This is a genomic window from Micromonospora nigra, from assembly GCF_900091585.1.
In the GTDB taxonomy this organism is placed as follows: Bacteria; Actinomycetota; Actinomycetes; order Mycobacteriales; family Micromonosporaceae; genus Micromonospora; species Micromonospora nigra.
In genome coordinates, this window is record NZ_FMHT01000003.1 from 825,741 (window position 1) to 843,431 (window position 17,691).

Annotated in this window: 12 protein-coding genes; 4 read left to right on the forward strand and 8 right to left on the reverse strand. The window is 74.3% G+C overall.

Translation table 11 applies throughout. The annotated features are described in order from the left end of the window. Positions 1 to 3: 3 nt before the first annotated feature. Entirely contained in the window at positions 4 to 816 is an 813-nt protein-coding gene (locus GA0070616_RS03065) for an SDR family oxidoreductase (protein ID WP_091075875.1), read from the reverse strand. Next, the gene (locus GA0070616_RS03070; protein WP_091075878.1) at positions 813 to 1,793 is read right to left on the reverse strand and encodes an LLM class F420-dependent oxidoreductase; all 981 of its coding nucleotides are present in this window, start codon (positions 1,791 to 1,793) and stop codon (positions 813 to 815) included. Before GA0070616_RS03070 ends, GA0070616_RS03065 begins: the two co-directional genes overlap by 4 nt. A 204-nt stretch (positions 1,794 to 1,997) precedes the next feature. Here GA0070616_RS03070 and GA0070616_RS03075 point away from each other — a divergent pair, with 204 nt between their 5' ends. Beyond that, on the forward strand, positions 1,998 to 2,861 hold the full coding sequence (locus GA0070616_RS03075) for a DUF1028 domain-containing protein (protein ID WP_091075882.1): 864 nt from the start codon (positions 1,998 to 2,000) through the stop codon (positions 2,859 to 2,861). A gap of 20 nt (positions 2,862 to 2,881) precedes the next feature. Here GA0070616_RS03075 and GA0070616_RS03080 read toward each other — a convergent pair whose 3' ends face one another. Together GA0070616_RS03080 and GA0070616_RS03085 are read right to left on the reverse strand one after the other, a co-directional pair. Then, the gene (locus tag GA0070616_RS03080; protein WP_425412919.1) at positions 2,882 to 3,664 is read right to left on the reverse strand and encodes a maleylpyruvate isomerase N-terminal domain-containing protein; all 783 of its coding nucleotides are present in this window, start codon (positions 3,662 to 3,664) and stop codon (positions 2,882 to 2,884) included. A gap of 2 nt (positions 3,665 to 3,666) precedes the next feature. Then, positions 3,667 to 4,554, reverse strand: a complete 888-nt coding sequence (locus GA0070616_RS03085) for a phosphatase PAP2 family protein (RefSeq protein WP_091089741.1) — start codon at positions 4,552 to 4,554, stop codon at positions 3,667 to 3,669. A gap of 192 nt (positions 4,555 to 4,746) precedes the next feature. Here GA0070616_RS03085 and GA0070616_RS03090 point away from each other — a divergent pair, with 192 nt between their 5' ends. Continuing rightward, complete coding sequence (locus GA0070616_RS03090) at positions 4,747 to 5,379, forward strand: DUF3159 domain-containing protein (protein ID WP_245712932.1); 633 nt, start codon at positions 4,747 to 4,749, stop codon at positions 5,377 to 5,379. A 317-nt stretch (positions 5,380 to 5,696) separates the two neighbouring features. Here the strand turns inward: GA0070616_RS03090 and GA0070616_RS03095 are convergent, their stop codons facing one another. Continuing rightward, entirely contained in the window at positions 5,697 to 8,588 is a 2,892-nt protein-coding gene (locus GA0070616_RS03095) for a glycoside hydrolase family 48 protein (RefSeq protein WP_175440230.1), read from the reverse strand. A gap of 904 nt (positions 8,589 to 9,492) precedes the next feature. Here GA0070616_RS03095 and GA0070616_RS03100 point away from each other — a divergent pair. Beyond that, positions 9,493 to 10,977 (forward strand): GH1 family beta-glucosidase, encoded by a 1,485-nt coding sequence (locus GA0070616_RS03100; protein WP_091075892.1) that lies wholly within the window; start codon positions 9,493 to 9,495, stop codon positions 10,975 to 10,977. 96 nt (positions 10,978 to 11,073) lie between these two features. Here the strand turns inward: GA0070616_RS03100 and GA0070616_RS03105 are convergent, their stop codons facing one another. The 3 genes from GA0070616_RS03105 to GA0070616_RS03115 all read right to left on the reverse strand — a co-directional run bounded on the left by GA0070616_RS03105 (position 11,074) and on the right by GA0070616_RS03115 (position 15,483). Further along, positions 11,074 to 11,493: a roadblock/LC7 domain-containing protein gene (locus GA0070616_RS03105; protein ID WP_245712635.1), complete on the reverse strand. Its 420-nt coding sequence runs from the start codon at positions 11,491 to 11,493 to the stop codon at positions 11,074 to 11,076. Continuing rightward, positions 11,484 to 13,970, reverse strand: coding sequence for a sensor histidine kinase (locus GA0070616_RS03110; protein ID WP_091075895.1), 2,487 nt, complete (start codon positions 13,968 to 13,970; stop codon positions 11,484 to 11,486). Before GA0070616_RS03110 ends, GA0070616_RS03105 begins: the two co-directional genes overlap by 10 nt. 100 nt (positions 13,971 to 14,070) lie before the next feature. After that, positions 14,071 to 15,483 carry an FGGY family carbohydrate kinase gene (locus GA0070616_RS03115; protein ID WP_091075898.1) on the reverse strand — a complete coding sequence of 471 codons (1,413 nt, stop codon included), beginning with the start codon at positions 15,481 to 15,483 and terminating at the stop codon, positions 14,071 to 14,073. Positions 15,484 to 15,729: 246 nt separating this feature from the next. Between GA0070616_RS03115 and GA0070616_RS03120 the strand changes: the two genes are divergently transcribed. Further along, the gene (locus GA0070616_RS03120; RefSeq protein ID WP_091075902.1) at positions 15,730 to 17,643 is read left to right on the forward strand and encodes a chorismate-binding protein; all 1,914 of its coding nucleotides are present in this window, start codon (positions 15,730 to 15,732) and stop codon (positions 17,641 to 17,643) included. Positions 17,644 to 17,691: the final 48 nt, after the last annotated feature.

A 17,691-nucleotide genomic window follows, 5' to 3' on the forward strand; every position in this document is an offset into this window, starting at 1 on the left:
GGTTCAGTGCGGGCGCGGCGACGCCCCCGCCCGCAGCCGACGGACGAGCTTACGCAGGCCCGACTGCCAACCGTCGGGATCCTCGGCGCGACGGCGGGCGTAGTCGGCCACCTCCGGGTGCGGCAGGATCAGGAATCGCTCCTCGGCCATGCCGGCGACGGTCACGTCGGCCACCTGGTCGGCGGTGAGCACCGCCCCGGACGCGGCGATCACCTGGGCGCCCAGATGCCCGGCGGCCAGGCCGTCGGCGAGCATCGGGGTGTCCACCCCCTGCGGGCACAGGGCACTGACCCGGATGCCCTGGTCACGGTAGGTGATCGACAGCCACTCGGCGAAACCGACCGCAGCGTGTTTGGTGGCGGTGTACGCGGCGTCTCCGACGGCGGTGAGCACCCCCGCCGCCGAACAGGTGTGCAGCAGGTAACCGGAGCCGCGTTCCACCATCGCCGGCAGCACGGCCCGGGCGGCGTACACGTGCGACAGCACGTTGACCCGCCACGCCCGGTCCCAGCCGGCGTCGTCGACCTCCACTCCCCCGCCGGTGGTCACCCCCGCGTTGGCGCAGAACACGTCGATCCGGCCGTACCGCCGCTCGGTGTCGGCGACCAGCGCGCGGACCTGCTCCTCGTCGGTGACGTCCAGGCCGACGGCGCTGGCGGCCGGGCCGATGCCGGCGGCCACCGCGCGGGCCGCGTCGACGTCGAGGTCGGCGAGCACCAGCGCCTCGGCGCCCTCGGCGGCGAACCGGCGGGCCAGCGCTGCCCCGATGCCACCGGCCCCGCCGGTGATGACCACGACCCGGCCGGTGAGGTTCACGCGGCCCGCCCGGCGTCCGGGCCGAGTCGGGCGATGAGCGTGCTCAGGGCGGCCGCCCCGCCGGCGGCCAACTCGGGGGTGGGCAGCAGCGCCACCACGGGCACGTCCACGCCCGCGTCGGCGTACCGGCGCACCTGCTCCCGACACTGCTCGGGCGGGCCGTGCAGCACGAGCGCGTCGACGACCTCGTCGGGTACGGCCGCGGCGGCACCGCGCCGGTCACCGGCGGCCCACGCGTCCCACATCGGGGCGAGCGTCTCGTCGCGGCCCAGCCAGCGGTGGAACTCGGCGTACGCCGGCACCGTGAGATAGCTGGTGATGAGCCGGCGGCCGAGTTTGCGGGCGTACCCGGCGTCCTCGGTGGGGCAGACGAAGATCCGTGCGACGACGTCGAACTGGGGCCGCCGTTCGCCCAGTTCGGCGACGGCGCGGGGGACGTCGTCGGCGGCGAGCCAGTTGAGGATCACGCCGTCGGCCTCGGCGGCGGCCAGGCGGAGCATGCCGGGTCGCAGGGCGGCCAGCAGCAACGGCGGCGGCACGGCCGGGGGCCGCTCCAGGGTGAACCGGCGCACGGCGAAGGTGTCGAAGGCCCCGTCGACGGTCTCGCCGCGCAGCGCCGCGCGCAGGAACCGCAGCACGTCGCGGGTACGCCGGAACGGCTGGGTGAACTCCACGGCGTTCCAGTCACCGACCACCACCGGCGAGGAGGCCCCGAGGCCGAGGGCGAACCGGCCGGGGGCGGCGTCGGCGAGCGCGGCTGCGCTCATCGCCAGCAGACCCGGCCCCCGGGTGAACACCGGGGTGATCGCGGTGCCCAGCCGCAGCGACGGCTGCCAGGCCGCGGCGAGCGCCAGCGGGGTGAAGGCGTCGGCCCCGTTGACCTCGGCGGACCAGACGTCGGTGAAGCCGGCGTCGGTCAGGGCCGCGTAGACCGCAGCGTGGTCGGCAAGCGGGATCCCGCCCAGTGGCACCGTCATTCCCCATCGCGTCATCGGTCGATGGTGCCCGCCGACCGGGGCGCGGAGCAAGATCCCTGACGGGTCGGACTGCCGGCGGTTGTCCTGGTGGTGAACGGGTCCGCCCGGCGGAGGCGCTGTCCCGGCACGCCGACGGTCCTGCCGTCGCCCCCCCGCTTCGACCCATGTCGATACTGTGGGAGGCGACGCGCTAGCCTGCCTGTCGTGACATTCTCGCTCGTCGCCCGTTCCGCCGACGGGATGCTGCACGGCGTGGCCGTGGCCAGCAAGTTCCTGGCCGCCGGCGCACTCGTCCCGGCCGCCGAGGCCGAGGTCGGCGCCCTCGCCACCCAGGCGCACCTGAACCTGGCCTACCGGCCGCAGGGGCTCACCCTCCTGCGCACCGGCGTGGCCGCTGTCGACGTGGTGGCCGGCCTGGTCGCCGCCGACCCTGACCGGGAGCACCGCCAGCTCGGGGTGATCGGCGCCACCGGGTCGGGCGCCACATTCACCGGTGCGCGCTGCCACGGCTGGGCGGGCGGGCAGGCCGGCGACGGCTGGGCGGCGCAGGGCAACATCCTCGCCGGCCCGCAGGTGGTCGACGCACTACGCGACACCTGGCTCGGCGGGGTCGACCTGCCGTTCGCCGACCGGCTGCTGGCCGCGCTGCGCGCCGGTGAGGCGGCCGGGGGTGACCGGCGGGGCCGGCAGAGCGCGGGGCTGCTGGTGGTCAAGCGCGGCGGCGGCTACGGCGGCACCGGCGACGTGCTGGTGGACCTGCGGGTCGACGACCACCCCGACCCGGTGACCGAGTTGGCCCGGCTGCTGGCGGTCCACACGCTGTTGTTCAGCCGACCCGACCCGGCCACTCTGCTGGACCTGCACGGCGCGGTGGCAGCCGAGGTCGCGACGTTGCTGACCGCCCTGGGCCACCCCGCGGACCCGACCGCCCCCGAGGAGGCGCTGGTGTCCTGGGCCGGCCTGGAGAACCTGGAGGAACGCCTGGTGCCGGGCCGCATCGACCCGGTCGTCCTGCACCACCTGCGCACCGCGGCCCCCCACGTCCCCACTCCCCGCTCCGCCCCCTGAGCCTCCGCGCCCGCCGTGGGTCAGGGGGCGAAGAACAGGGGCGGAAAGGCGGCCCGGGACCGGGCGGCGCGGGCGGCGGGGGTCAGCTCCGCGCGGCCGGTCAGCGCCTGGACCAGCGCGACGTCGTCCCCGTCCAGCTCGGCCGGCACCGGGCGGCCGCCGGTGAGCAGGTCGACGACGACCCGTGCCGCACCCGGGGTCAGCCACGGCGGCCGCTCCAGCGCCGCCGCCAGGTCGAGGCCGTGCACCGCGACCTCCACCACCCGGGTACGGAGGAACTCCGCGACCGTCATCGCGTCACCGTGCCGGGTCCGCACGACCCGGTCGGGCGGCACCGCGTCCAGGGCGGTGTCGGTGGACCGCCACGCCCGCTCGAAGCCCTCGGTCGTCGCCCGCCCGCTGTCGTGCACCCGCGCCGCCTCCCGGCGGCCGTCCTCGACCCGGGCCGCGTCCACCTCCGCAGTGAACTTGGCCGCGCCGAAGTAACCGGCGGCGTCGACCAGCCCGACGGCGGGGGCCGGCACGACGGCGGGGGCCGGCACGACGGCGGGGGCCGGCACGACGGCGGGGGCCGGCACGACGGCGGGGGCCGGCACGACGGCGGGGGCCGGCACGACGGCGGGGGCCGGCACGGCCAGCATCCCGGCCAGCCGGCCGGCGCCGGTGCGTACGTGGGCCAGCAACTGCGCCACGGTCCACGGTCGGCAGGCGGTGGGCCGTCCCAGGGCGGCCCGGTCGAGCGTGCCCAGCACCTCGGTCAGCCGGGTGCACTCGTCGACGAACGCAGCGCGTACCGCTCGCACGGTCAGCCCTGGTAACGAGGTACGACGCGGTGCACCGCGACCAGCACCAGGGCCATCACCACACCCATCGTGCCGGCGATGCCGGCGGCGCTGCCGGCGTAGCCGACGAACAGCGGTCGGCGGGCCAGCTGGTCGGGTGGGACGGCCCGCAGGTCCACCAGCCAGGCCAGCGCGATTCCGCAGGCCACGATGGCGAGCAGCCCGCCGATGCCGAGCACCGCCGCGGCCACCCGGTGCGCGTCGGCGGATTCGATCTGGGCCTGTTCGCGCTGGGTGACGAGCAGCAGCAGCCCGGCCAGCGCCGCCCAGACGCCGACCACCAGGAACGCGGCCACCGCGTCGCTGGGCCGGTGCCAGCCGGCCGACAGGGTCGCGACGCCGGCCACCGCGGCGTAGCCGGCGCCGATGAACGCGCCCAGCGCCCGCACCCGGCGCGGCAGGACGAGCACCAGCGCGACCGCCACGGACGCGGCGACGGTGGTGTGACCGCTGGGCAGGCTGTTGCCCACGTACACCCGCTCGGGGTCGATGCCGTAGTCGGGGCGGGTGAGGCCGTACTTGAGCAGCTGGGTGGTGACGTTGGCTCCGGCGATGAGCATGGTGGCGGTGACGGCCAGGGCGATCCGGCCCCGGATCAGCGCGATGAAGCCGATCACACCGGTCGCGGCCAGCAGCGACACCACGGACATCGCGTTGAGGATGTGGTCGACCGGCTCGTCGATGTGGTCCTGGCCGATCCGGTTGCCGGTCAGGGCCACCGTGTCGATCCACTGGCCGACCTCGACGTGCAGGGCACCACGCCACACGGCCAGGAAGCCCGCTGTCTGGACCATGGCCAGGACGACCAACCAGACCGCGGTTCCACCCCTCGCCGTCGTGCGCACCCGCACACCGTAGCGGCACGCCCGGCCCACACGGGCGGTGGGCCACCGGCGTCGGCGGGCTACTTTGGGCCCGGAGCGGAGGAGGTCGCGGTGACGAGCACACCCGAGCGGGAACCCGGTACGGCAGCGGCGAGGGCGACGGCGGCCCACGACGGCCCCGGCCCCGTCCCGGCGGACCGGCCGGAATCGCTCGCGGACCTGCTCGGTGGTCGGCGTGGCGCGGTCGACGCCACCCTGCCGCCGGTGGCCTTCGCCGTCGGCTGGCTGGTCACGGGCCAGTCCGTCTGGGGCGGCGTCATCGCGGCGCTGGCGACCGGGGCGGGGGTGGCCGGCTGGCGGCTGCGTCGCGGGGACCGGCCGAGGTCGGTGCTGGTGGGCCTGCTGGCCGTGTGCGTGGCCGCGCTGGTGGTGCTGCGCACCGGCCGCGCCGAGGACTTCTTCCTGCTCCAACTGCTGGCCAACGCGGCGAGCACGCTGGCCTGGGTGGTCAGCGTGGTGGTCCGCTGGCCGCTGCTCGGTGTCGTGGTGGGCGCCGTGCTGGGACAGCGGGCGCGGTGGCGGCGGGATCCGGCGCTGCTGCGTGCGTACACCAGAGGCAGTTGGGTCTGGGTGGCCACGTACGTGCTGCGGGTCGCGGTGTTCCTGCCCCTGTACCTCAGCGGCCAGGTGCTCGCACTGACCGTGGCCCGGGTGGCGTTGTCCTGGCCGCTGGTGGCGGCTGTGCTGGCGGTCAGCTGGGTGGTGGTGCGCCGGTCGCTGCCCGACGGGCATCCCGGTCTGCGGCACCCGCTGCCGGGGCTCGCGCCGCAGGGGCGAGAAACCGGAAAGTGAGCGGCCGGAGAAGCGCGCGGCCGGAGAACGTGAGGGAGAGGCCGCCACGGGGGGAGCGGCCTCTCCGGTGACGTACGTTACTCCGTCACGAGCGTTCGTGTGAGCCCACGCGGGCCACAATTTTCGTCACTTCCGCCCCCGGGACCGGGGTCCCGACGGGTGGGGGCGGGCCGAGCCGTCCGCTGCGTCGGCCGAACGGTCGACCCGCCCCCGGCCTGACCGTGGGTGTCAGGCCGTCTGCCGGCCGGGCCCGTGTTCCCCCGGGGCCCGGCCGGGCTCCGGGTGGGCGTCCGCGACGCCCACCCGGAGAGGTCGGATCAGTCGTTCGGGAACAGCTTGCCGTAGTCGGCGTACGCCATCGCGACGTCCGCCTGCGCCCAGAACCGGTGGTAGTTGAACTCCGGCTCCGGTCCGCCGTCCAGGTACGCCTGCACCTTCGGCCAGGCGGGGTCGTTCTTGTAGAACGAGCGGATGTCGACGAAGCTCTTGCCGGGGGCGATGACGTCACCGTTGGGCATCTCGCCGGTCCAGCCCTGCGGGACGTAGAGGCCCTGGCCGGTGGACGCGTCGTAGACGTCGTCGAAGCGCCGGTAGTCGCCCCGCTTCTCCGTCGTCGAGACGCCCTGGGCGTCGCTGGCCGCGTGCAGCGCGTCCAGCAGGCCCTTGGCCGTGTTCTTGGCGGTCACGTTGCCCGACTTCGCGGCGTACATGGTCAGGATCCGGGCGTACGCGGCGGCGACGCCGACGTCCTGGCCCTTCACCGTCACCTCGACGTGCAGGTTGGTGTTGGGCTGCGGGTTGCTCGGGTTCCAGGTGGTCGGCTGGCCGGTCCACTTCATGTCCGACGGGATCGACCAGTTGGCGCCCAGCGTGGTGTTCGAGATCGCCCACGGCACCCACTTGTCGAGCAGCGCCTTGGCCTTGGCGTTGCCGGTCACCATGTACAGCTCGGCGATGCGCTGCATCGACCAGGCCTGCATGCCGAACCACTGGTTCGACGGCGGGTCGTTGTAGACCGGGTCGACGTCGTAGTACATGCCGTAGAAGGTGGACGTTCCGGCCGGCGGCTGGCCGTAGTGGCCGCCCCAGCTGTTGGTCGCACCGCCGGCGATGCCACCCTCGGCGGACTGGAGCCAGGTGTAGAACTCCAGCTGCCGCTCGAAGCTCTTCTCCCAGTCGGCGACGGCGGTCGGCGACTTCGGCTTGAGCTCGTCGACGTTGGTCAGCGCCCAGGCCGCGAACGGGTTCTGGTAGCCGAAGTGGTTGTGGCTGGAGCCGATGCGCCACGACCAGTTCTGGTTCGGCTCGTACGCGCCGCCCCAGGCGTAGTACCAGGACATCAGGTAGTGCGCCGAGTCCTTGCCCTGCCCGGCGGGGCAGGTCGTCGGGCCGACACAGTTGCCGATCTTCTTGAAGTACTTGTCGAACATGGCGTACCGCAGGTAGTCACCCATCTTCGCGGCCTTGGCCACGGTGGCCGCCACGTCGGCCGCCTTGTTCTGCTCCTTGGCCCAGGTCAGGGCCCAGTACGCGGCCTGCACGGCCCGGGCGTCGGCGTCCGGGGCGTTGGTGTACTTCCACTGCTTGGCCGGGGTGCCCGACTCCTTGATGAACAGGTCCAGGTAGCCGCTGGGGCCACCGTGGGCGAAGGTGTCGCAGGACGGCTGCGGCACGGTCTCCCACACCGACTCCTGGGTGCCCCGCTGGAAGGTGTTGATGTAGGCGGGCCGGGTGGTGCCGTCGCCGCAGCGGCCGAAGCCGTAGGTGTTGTCCACGTCCAGCAGCCAGTGCATGCCGTAGATCTCACCGGTGCCGTAGGTCGACCGCAGCTCGTTGCGCAGCGGGTCCTGGCCGACGGGCACGTTGGGCTGCAACGTCGACGGGTACTGGCTGGGCAGGTCGTTCTCGGCGGCGTACTGGGCGTCACCGGCCGCACCGGCGGTGGGCTGGTCCTGCGTGGACGGGATGATGTACTTCTCCATCACCGTCCAGGCGTTGTTGAACGGGGCCCAGTTCTGGGTGACCCGGCCGTAGTAGGCCTCCAGCCAGAGCCAGAAGCTGAACGCCTCGGAGGTGGTCTGGTGGCCGTGGTCGGGCGCCTCGACGATCAGCGTCTCGATGGAGTGGTACGGGACGCCCTCGGGGCTGAAGTAGCCCGAGTTCTTGATCTTGCCGTACTGGGTGAGGAAGCGCTCGACGTACTCGCCGTCGCCGCCGGTGGTGTCGTTGTCGACCTCCGTGACGGTGATCGCCAGCGGCGCGAACCCGGTCGCGGACGCCGTGACGGTGGCGGTGCCACCGACGGTGTCGCTGTCCTCGGCCGCCGAGACGGTCGTGTTGACGCCGGTGCTCCAGTTGCTCGGGGTCAGCGTCAGCGAGGCCGGCGCGACGGTGACGTCGGTGTCGCCGGTGCGGGCCAGCGTCACCGCGACGTTGGCCGTGGGCGCCTTGCTCAGCTTCACGTTGACCGTGGAGCTGCCGCCCTCGGGCACGGCCACCGCCGACGGGGTGGCCACCAGGACCGGGCCGGAGGCCGCGGTCACGGTGAACGCCTTCTGCGCGGTCGCGGTCAGGTTCGCGTTGTCGTACGCCTTGGCCTGCACCGTGTAGTCGCCGGCCGGCAGGTCTTCCAGGGTGTACGCGTACGGCGCGGTGGTGTCGGTGTTGACCAGCAGCCCGTTGCGGTAGAACTCCACCTTGCTGACGGTGCCGTCGGGGTCGCTGGCCGAGGCGGTCAGCGGCACGTCGGCCGGTGCCTCGAACGGGCCCGCGGGTACGTCCAGGCTGACCGTCGGCGGCTGCTGGGGCGCGCCGCCGCAGGTGACCCCGTTGACCGAGAACGACGTCGGCTTCGGGTTGCTGCCCGTGTACGAGCCGTTGAAGCCGATGCTGGTGGAGGCACCGGTGCCGAGGTTGCCGTTCCAGGCCTCGTTGGTCGCGGTGACCTCGTTGCCGGTCTGGCTCCACTTGGCCGACCAGCCCTGTGTGACGCGCTGGTTGCCGGGGAAGGCGAACTTCAGCGTCCACCCGGTGACCGGGTCGCCGAGGTTCTTGATGGTGACGTTGGCGGTGAAGCCGCTGCCCCAGTCGTTGGTCGCGTAGACCACGTCGCAGGCCGGGGCGGCCTGCGCAGCGCCCGCCGGCAGCGTGATCCCGCCGACCGCCAGGGCGGTCGCGGCGATCATCGCCAGGCGGCGACGTCTGGCCAGATCTCTCATGTGCGTGGTGTCTCCTCGGACCGGGCCGGGGTTCTGGCCCCGGCGGGGGCGCCTCGTGGTTCGTGGGGGGTGAAGACGCCCGTGGATGCTGGTCACCCGGGGGTCAGCGGGCGCGCGGATGACGCTGCGCCGCTGGTGGGGACGCCGTACCGGGTGTTCCGGATGCCCTCGGCGGCCCGCGTTCACGCGGTCTGGCTCCACGTCGCGGATCGACAGTGTGGCATGGAAGCGCTCCCACCAGCAAGAAGGCGGGAGCGTCGAAACAGGAGCTTGTTTCGATCTCGTTTTGGGGCTTTCACAAACCCGTGACGGGCGTTACAGTCGCAACAACGTCGATGGGAGCGCTTCCATCGACGGATGTTCCAAGAAGAAGATCGCTCCAGGTCGGTCCGCCGGCCCGGAGCCGAGACCACAGGCTGACGGCGGGCCAGCCCGGACGCCGCCGCCAGCCACCACCCCACACAGTGGAGGGAGGTGGATCCTCAAGCCACTCGCGTGGCCCGGCTCCCGCGCGACACGCACGACTGGGACGCGAATCCGTCCGTGCGTGTGACGCATCAGGTGGGGACGGGGGTTGCCCTCCCCGTCCCCACACTAAACCCCCGTACACGATGGGAAAAGAGGCCGACGGGACCCGCCACACCCCGTCCGCGTGCCCCGCCCGCGCCGCACACCGCCCCGCCACCCCGCCGGGGCACCCGCCGGCCCCGCCCCCGCGGCCGACCGGCACCCGGTCACGCACCCGACCGGCGTACGCGGCATCACGTTCCCCCACCCCCCGCACCCACCGCCGCACCTCACAGCGGTCCAGGCCACGGTGGGCGGGAGACGCCGCTACCCTACCTGGGAGCGCTCCCGACTCCCCGGCGGTGGCACGCATCCACGAGGAGAACCGATGTCGCTACTCACCCGACGCCGCCTGCTGCGCCGTGCCGCCCTCTCGGCCACCGCCGCCACCCCGGCCGCCGCCGCGCTGGGCGCCGTCACCACCACCGCGCTCGCCGGCTGCGACGACACCGCCGAGACCCGGGACCGCACCGACCCCGCCGAGGGCCCGGCGGGCGGACTGCGCTTCCCCACCGGCTTCGGCTGGGGCGCGGCCACGTCCGCCTACCAGATCGAGGGCGCCACGAAGGAGGACGGCCGGGGCGAGTCGATCTGGGACACCTTCAGCCGCACCCCCGGCCGGACCCGCAACGGCGACACCGGCGACGTCGCGGCCGACCACTACCACCGCTACGCCGAGGACCTCGACCTGATGCGCGACCTGGGGCTGCGAAGCTACCGGTTCTCCATCTCCTGGCCGCGCATCCAGGCCGACGGCACCGGCGCACCCAACCAGCGCGGACTCGACTTCTACCGGCGTCTCGCCGACGGGCTGCACGAGCGCGGCATCTCCCCGATGGCCACCCTGTTCCACTGGGACCTGCCGCAGGCCCTGCAGGACATCGGCGGCTGGGAGTCGCGGGACGTGGCCCACCGGTTCGCCGACTACGCCGACGCCGTGTTCCGCGCCCTCGGCGACCGCATCCCCGTCTGGCTGACCATCAACGAACCCAAGACCGTGGTGCAGAACGGCTACCTCGAGGGCCACCACGCCCCCGGACGGCAGGACCCCGACGCCGCCTACCTGGTCGCCCACCATCTCCAACTCGCCCACGGCCTGGCCGTACGGGCGCTGCGCGCCACCGGCGGCACCGGCCGCATCGGCCCCGCCTTCAACCTGCACCCCTGTTACCCGGCCGACGACACCCCCGCCGCCGCCGAGGCCGCCCGCCTCTACGACGGCTACGAGAACCGGCTCTACCTCGACTCGGCCCTCAAGGGCAGCTACCCGGCCGACGTGCTGGCCGATCTCGGACCCGGCAGCCGGATGGCACGCGGCATCCGCGACGGCGACCTGGAGCTGATCTCCGCCCCCGTCGACCTGGTCGCCGTGCAGTACTACACCCCGATCTACGTCACCGCCGACGGCGGCACCACCCGGCGCTGGCCCACCTCCGAGGCGCAGTGGCAGCAGATCTACCCCGACGGCATGTACGACATCCTCACCCGGGTCACCCGCGACTACGGGCCGGTGCCGCTCACCATCACCGAGAACGGCCTGCCCACACCCGACGTCCTGGCCGACGACGGCACGGTCGACGACGCCGGCCGGGTCAGCTTCCTGCGCGAGCACCTCGCCGCCGTGCACCGCGCGATCAGCGACGGTGTGCCCCTGGAGAGCTACCACGTCTGGTCGCTGCTGGACAACTTCGAGTGGGCCGAGGGGTACGACCAGCGCTGGGGCCTGATCTACGTGGACTACCCCACCCAGCGCCGGGTGCCCAAGCGCAGCGCCCACTGGTATCGGCAGGTCATCGCCGCCAACGCACTCTGATCCCTGCTCCCTGATCGCGGCGGCGGCCCCGGCACCGGGCCGCCGCCGCCGGGGTTCCTGCCCTGCCGCCCTCCCGCCGGCCCCGCCGTCGACCGGTCAGCGGGGCAGGGCCTGCTGCAGCTCCGTCCGCAACGCCGGGGTGAGCATCTCCCCCGCCTGCTTGGCCAGCCGCGCCATCTCGTAGCCCACCACTCCGATGTCGGCGTCCGCGCCGGCGAGGGTGGCCAGGATCGAACCGTCGCGCACCTGCATGACCAGGAAGTAGCCGCGCCCCATCTCCACCACCGTCTGCTTCACCACGTCGCCGTCGAACATCTGCGCCGCGCCCGCGGTGATGCTCATCAGGCCCGACGTGACCGCCGCGAGCTTGTCGGCGTGGTCGCGGGGCAGATTGTCGGAGATGGCCACCAGCAGCCCGTCGGAGGAGACCACCACCGCGTGCGCCACCCCCGGTACCCGCTGCGCGAACGCGCTGACCAGCCAGCTGATGTCGCGGGCCTCCTGACTCAACGCCATGATCTTTCGTCCCCCTTCGCCCATGCACCGGGCGGCATGGGAATCTCCGTGGTCTCCTCGGCCTCGGCCCGCCGGACCCCGCTGTAGAGCCGCGACAGCATCCCGCCCACGGCCTCCGGGTCGGGCTCGTGGCGCATCGGCGGCTGGTCGGGCCGGGCCGGTTGGGTCACCGCCGACAACTGCGCCATCGGCACCCGCAGCGGCAGCCCCCGCTCGCTCGTACCCCCGGTCACCGGCACAGCCGGCGGTGCGGGCGCACCCGCGCCGGCGGAGAGGGCGGACGGGCCCGGGCCCTCCCGCGACCACCAGCCGCCGCCCGGGGTCGGTGCCGGGGCCAGCACGTCCTCGGCCCGCACCGGCACCGGATGCTCCTGCCGTGGCACGGTCCCTCCCGGGCGGCGGCCGGCGACCGGCAGCTCGGCGGGGGCGGCGGTGACCGTGGTCAACCGGCGGGCCGCCACCGGCGCGTCCCGCTCCGGCGGCGGCGCCGGAGCCAGCATCGTGTCGGGCAGCCGGAGCCGGGCCACCAGCCCGCCCGGGCCGCCGTGCAGCCGCACCTGCACCCCCAGCCGGGCCGCGAGGTGGCTGACCACGAACAGACCCATCCGCTCCACGGTGGCGACGTCGGCGGCCGGTGGCTCGGCCAACACCCCGTTGGCCGCGGCCAGCGCGGCCGGGCTCATGCCGATGCCCTGGTCGACGATGTCGACCACCGCGCCGGCACCGTCACCCTGCGCGGTCACCGACACGGTGGTGTCCGGCCGGGAGAAGGCGGTGGCGTTCTCCAGCAACTCGGCGAGCAGGTGGACCAGCTCGCCGACGGCGTGCCCGACGATGTGCAGGTCGGCGACCGACTCGTGGCGGATCCGCTGGTACTGCTCGATCTCGGCGCTGGCCGCCAGCAGCACGGCACCCAGACCGACCGGGCGGTTCCACCGGCGGGTCGACTCGCTGCCGGCCAGCACCAGCAGGCTCTCGTCGTTACGGCGCATCCGGGCGGCCAGATGGTCCAGCTTGAACAGGTTCTCGAGCTGGTCGGGGTCGCCTTCCTCACGCTCCAGGTCGTCGAGCAGTTCGAGCTGCCGCTCCACCAGCACCTGGCTGCGTCGGGCGAGGTTGACGAACATGGCGTTGACGTTGCGCCGCATGGTCGCCTGCTCGACGGCCACGCTCACCGCGCTGCGGTGCACCGCCACGAACGCCTCGGCCAGCTCGCCGACCTCGTCGAGGGACCGCACGACGGCCGGCGCGACGTCGATCGTGGGCACCCCGCCGGTGACGGTACGCAGCCGGTCAAGGGCCTCCGGCAGCTCGATCTGGGCGATCCGCAGCGCCTGGGAACGCAGCAGCCGCATCGACCGGGCCATCGACCGGCCGACCAGCACCGAGATCAGCAGCGCGACCAGCAGCACCACCAGGATCACGCCGACGACCAGCAGGGTTCGGCGCAACTGGGTGTCGCTGGCGTCCTCGGCCTGCGCCACCGACGCCGCGTGCACCTGCGTCTCGAACCCGCGCAGCAGCTCGTGCCGTTCCTCGCTGGCCGCCCACCACTGCGGCGCCGGCAACACCTGCGGGCCGGCCGAGCCCTGGGGCAGGGTGCGCTCCTCCAGCCGGGTCGCCGCCAGGAACGCCGGGGCGAGGCTGATCGCGTCGTAACCGCGCACCTGGGCGTTGGTGGCGGCCACCCGGAACGCGCCAAGGGTGGTCAACTGCCGGGCCCGCAGGTCGGCCAGCTGCGCCGGATCGTCGCCCTCGTACCGGCCGGCGCGGGCCGCGGCGTACAACTCCCCGCGGATGCGGGACGACAACTCCTTGGCGCGGGCGAACTGCACGTAGCGCAGCACCGCGTCGCTGAGCTCCGGCCGCTCCGGGCCGGGCGAGGGCTCGGCGAGCAGGTTGAGCAGGGAATCCACCGCCCGGTGATAGGTGCCCAGGATGGTCTCGCTGTTGAGCACCACCGTGGAGATCACCGTACGGATGTAGACGATCTGCTGGTACGCCTGCGCGGCCACCGAGTACGTCGCCCGCCAGGCGGCGTCCGCGTCGGCCAACGGCTCGGCCGCCCGCGCCAACGCCCGCGACGACTCGTCGGTCGCGTCGTGGTACGACCGCAGGGCGGCCAGCGCCGCCTCGGTGTCCCCGGAGGCCCGCAGCACGGCCAGCTCACCGGCGGTGCGGTCGCGTTCCTGCTGGATCCGGTGCACCAGCGCGGTGATCTCCCGGCCCACGGCGACCTGCGCGGCGAAGTCGCCCAGGGTCGACGCCCGGCCCACCAGCGCCTGGGTCTGCACCCCCGCCACGACCAGGAACGCCAGGGAGGGGATGACCAGCACCGTGGCCAGCTTGGTGCGCATCCGCCAGTCCTGCAGGCGCAGCGGGGAACGCCGCCGGTGTGGCACCACCCGGACGTCGAACCGGCGTCGACGGTGGTTCGACACCGCCGCCGCGTTCGCCGGGTCCGGCCCTGTGCCCACGCCTGCCTCCTCGTCCCACGCGTCCGCCGTCGACCCGGGGGAGCGCAGTCCATCCAACCAGGCCAGGGGCCTCTGTCAACGGCTCGGCCTGAGGAGGGGTTCAGGAAGGGTACGGCCGACCGCCACCGGCTGACGTGGTCGGCGAGGGATGATCATCCGTCCGGCCGATGCCGCCGAGCGCCACCGCGTCGTCCACCCGGCCCGACGCCAACAGCGCCGCCCCGGTCGCCCCGATCTCCGGGTTGCGTTGGTGAGCCACCGTCCTCGGGGCCAGCCGCGCCGCGAACGCCTGCCGCCACCACGGGGAGGCCGCCACCGCGCCGCCGCCCAGCACGACCTCCACCGTCCGGTCGACGGTGTGCTCCAGCAACGCCAGGTCGTCGGCGACCAGCTCGCACAGGCCCGCCATCAGCCCGGCCAGGATCTCCACCGAGGACGTGCCGAAGCCGAGCCCGCGCAGCTCCCCCGAGCCCGCCGGCGCCCGGCCCGGGGGCCGGTCCCCACCGAAGCGGACGTTGGCCGGACGGCCGCCGCCGGGCGGGATCTGCGCCAGCGCCGCGTCCAGCGCGGCCCCCGAGGGCAGCCGCAGCTCACGGTTGGCCCACGCGAACAGGTTCCCCCCAGAGGAGTACGCCGCCCCGGTCACCACGTGGTCGTGGTCGACCCGGTAGCGCCACAGCTGGTGCGGCAGCGGGGGCAGCGGCGCGTGCGCCGGCATGCGTTGCAGCAGGCGTACGGCCGCGGAGGTGCCGACGGTGACGGCGGCGTGGCCGGCGTCCACGCAGCCGGACCCCACGTTGGAGGCGGCACCGTCGCCGACGGGCGTGGCCCAGCCAGCCCCGGCCAGGTCGGGCCAGCGGCGCGCGGGCCCGGGGCGCAGCCGGCCCCGCCAGCCCGCCGGGGCCAGCTCCGGCAGCTCCCCCGGCTCGACGCCGGCCAGGGCGCGCGCCTCCTCGTCCCAGCCCAACGTGCTCAGGTCGAGCATGCCGGTGCCGGACGCCTGGGAGACGGACATGGGTGCCTGGGTGAGCAGTTCGGCGAAGACGTACTCGACCAGACCGGTGAAGCGGGCCACCGTCGAGCCGGCCCGGTCGCGCAGCCACGGCAGGCGCACCGACCAGTAGCAGCGGTGCCACCAGGCGCCGGTGCGCTGGTGGAAGGCGGCGGCGTCGGCCGGACCGGTCACCCCGGCCGGCGGCTCGGGCCGGGTGTCCAGCCAGGTCAGCACGGGGCCCAACGGCTCACCGGCGGCGTCCAGCGGCAGCACGGAGTGCCACTGGGCGCTGGTGGCGACCAGTTCGACACCCCGCAGGTGGCCGGCGGCGGACAACTCGTCCAGGCACTCGACGAAGCAGGCCAGGTAACGGCGGGCGTCGAGGGTGCCGGCCCCGTCGTCGCCGACGGTGAGTCTCACCCTGCGTCGGGCCAGCGCACCCGGCAGCGGACGGGCGTCGGCGTCCAGCACGAGTCCGCGTACCGACGAGGTGCCCAGGTCCAGCGCGAGAATGTTCATCGTCGGTCAAGTTACCCGGCGACGCGCGGCGACGCCGTCGGACGGCCCCCCCGATCGGCTTCCCGGCCCGGCGACGACGGCGTAGGGTGGATTCATGCCCGCGCACCTGTCCTGCTGGTGGCCCGCCGACCCGGCGGCCACCTTCCGCGCGTAGCTTCCCCACGCGGCCGCCCGACGAGGCGGCCGCCGGTCTCTTCCGGTTCCCCGGGCCGCCCCACCGGCGGCCTCCGGCACCGAGGAGACCCGATGACCCACCTGAGCGCCCTTATCGCCGCCGCCGTCACCGGCGCGGACCCCGGACCGTTCGCCCTGGTCCGCCGCGAGGGCGCCGACCACCTGGACCTGTTCACCGGTCCCGTGACCACCGTCGGTCGGCTCGCCGACATCCCGCTGCCCGGGGGCGGGTCCGGCCCCCGCACGCTGGCGCTGGTGCCCTACCGGCAGGTCGCCGAGCGCGGCTTCGCCTGTGTGGACGACGGCGTGCCGCTGGAGTGCCTGCGTGTCGAGCGGCACGAACGGGTGAAGTTCGCCGATGCGCTGGCCGCGCTGCCCGACACGCCCGTGCGGGCCGTCGAGGCCGCCTTCGACGTCGACGACGACAGCTACGCCGCCACGGTCGGCCGGGTGCTCACCGAGGAGATCGGCCGGGGCGAGGGCGCGAACTTCGTGATCCACCGCACCCTGCACGCCGCCGTGCAGGGCCCGCCGCTGCTGGCGGCGCTGGCCGCGGTGCGCTCGCTGCTGCTGCGCGAGCGGGGCGCGTACTGGACGTTCGTGGTGCACACGGGCCCGCGGACGCTGGTCGGGGCCAGCCCGGAGCGGCACGTCAGCGTCGACGACGGGCTGGTCATGATGAACCCGATCAGCGGCACCTTCCGCCACGGCGACGCCGGCGCCGACCCGGATCGGCTGCTGCGCTTCCTCGCCGACCCGAAGGAGGTCGAGGAGCTGTACATGGTGCTCGACGAGGAGCTGAAGATGATGGCGGGCGTCGCCGAACGCGGCGGGCAGGTCGTCGGGCCGTACCTCAAGGAGATGTCGCACCTGACCCACACCGAGTACCTGTTGGCCGGGCGCGGCACCAGGGACGTGCGGGAGGTGCTGCGCGAGACGATGTTCGCGCCCACGGTGACCGGCAGCCCGATGGAGAACGCCTGCCGGGTGATCGCCCGGCACGAGCACACCGGCCGCCGCTACTACGCGGGGGTGCTGGCGCTGCTGGGCCACGACGACGCCGGCCGGCAGACCCTGGACGCGCCCATCCTGATCCGCACCGCCGAGATCTCCCCCGACGGGCGGTTGCGGGTGCCGGTCGGCGCGACGCTGGTGCGCCACTCCACCGCCGCCGGGGAGGTCGCCGAGACCCACGCCAAGGCCGCCGGGGTGCTCGCCGCGCTGGGTCTGGGCCCGCAGGCCGCCGCGCCCGCCGCCGGGTCCGCGTCGCGCCTGGCCGACGATCCTCGGGTACGCGCCGCGCTGGCCGCCCGCAACGCGCCCCTGGCCCGGTTCTGGCTGGACCAGCGCGACCCGGACGCGACGGCGCTGCCGGGGCTGGACGGGCGGCGGGCACTGATCGTGGACGGCGAGGACACCTTCACCGGCATGCTGGCCCATCAGCTCGGTGCCCTGGGCCTCGCGGTGACCGTACGGCCGTGGCACGTGGCCGGGCCGGTCGACGGGTACGACCTGGTGGTCGTCGGTCCGGGGCCGGGCGATCCGGGCGGGGACGAGCCGAAGATGGTGGCGCTGCGCAAGCTGTTGGCCCGGCTGCTGGCCGACGGCCGTCCCACCCTGGCGGTGTGCCTGGGCCACCAGCTGCTCGCCGGGCTGCTCGGCCTGCCGCTGCACCGCCGCGACGCGCCCTACCAGGGGCTCCAGCGGGAGGTCGAGGTGTTCGGCCGGCCCCGCCGCGTCGGGTTCTACTCCACCTTCACGGCCCGCGCGGACGCCGACCGGCGCGGCAGCGCGTACGGCGAGGTGGAGCTGGCCCGCGACGCGACCGACGGCGCGGTACACGCGCTGCGTGGGCGCGGCTTCGCCGGTGTGCAGTTCCACCCCGAGTCGGTGCTCAGCCCGGACGGGCTGGACGTGCTGGCCGACCTGGTGACCGGGCTGCTGCCGGCGGCGGCCGGCGAACTGTCCGCGACGGGCCGCGCATAGTCGCGACGATCGGGGGTAGCGCAGCCGGTGACCGGCGGTCCGGACGGG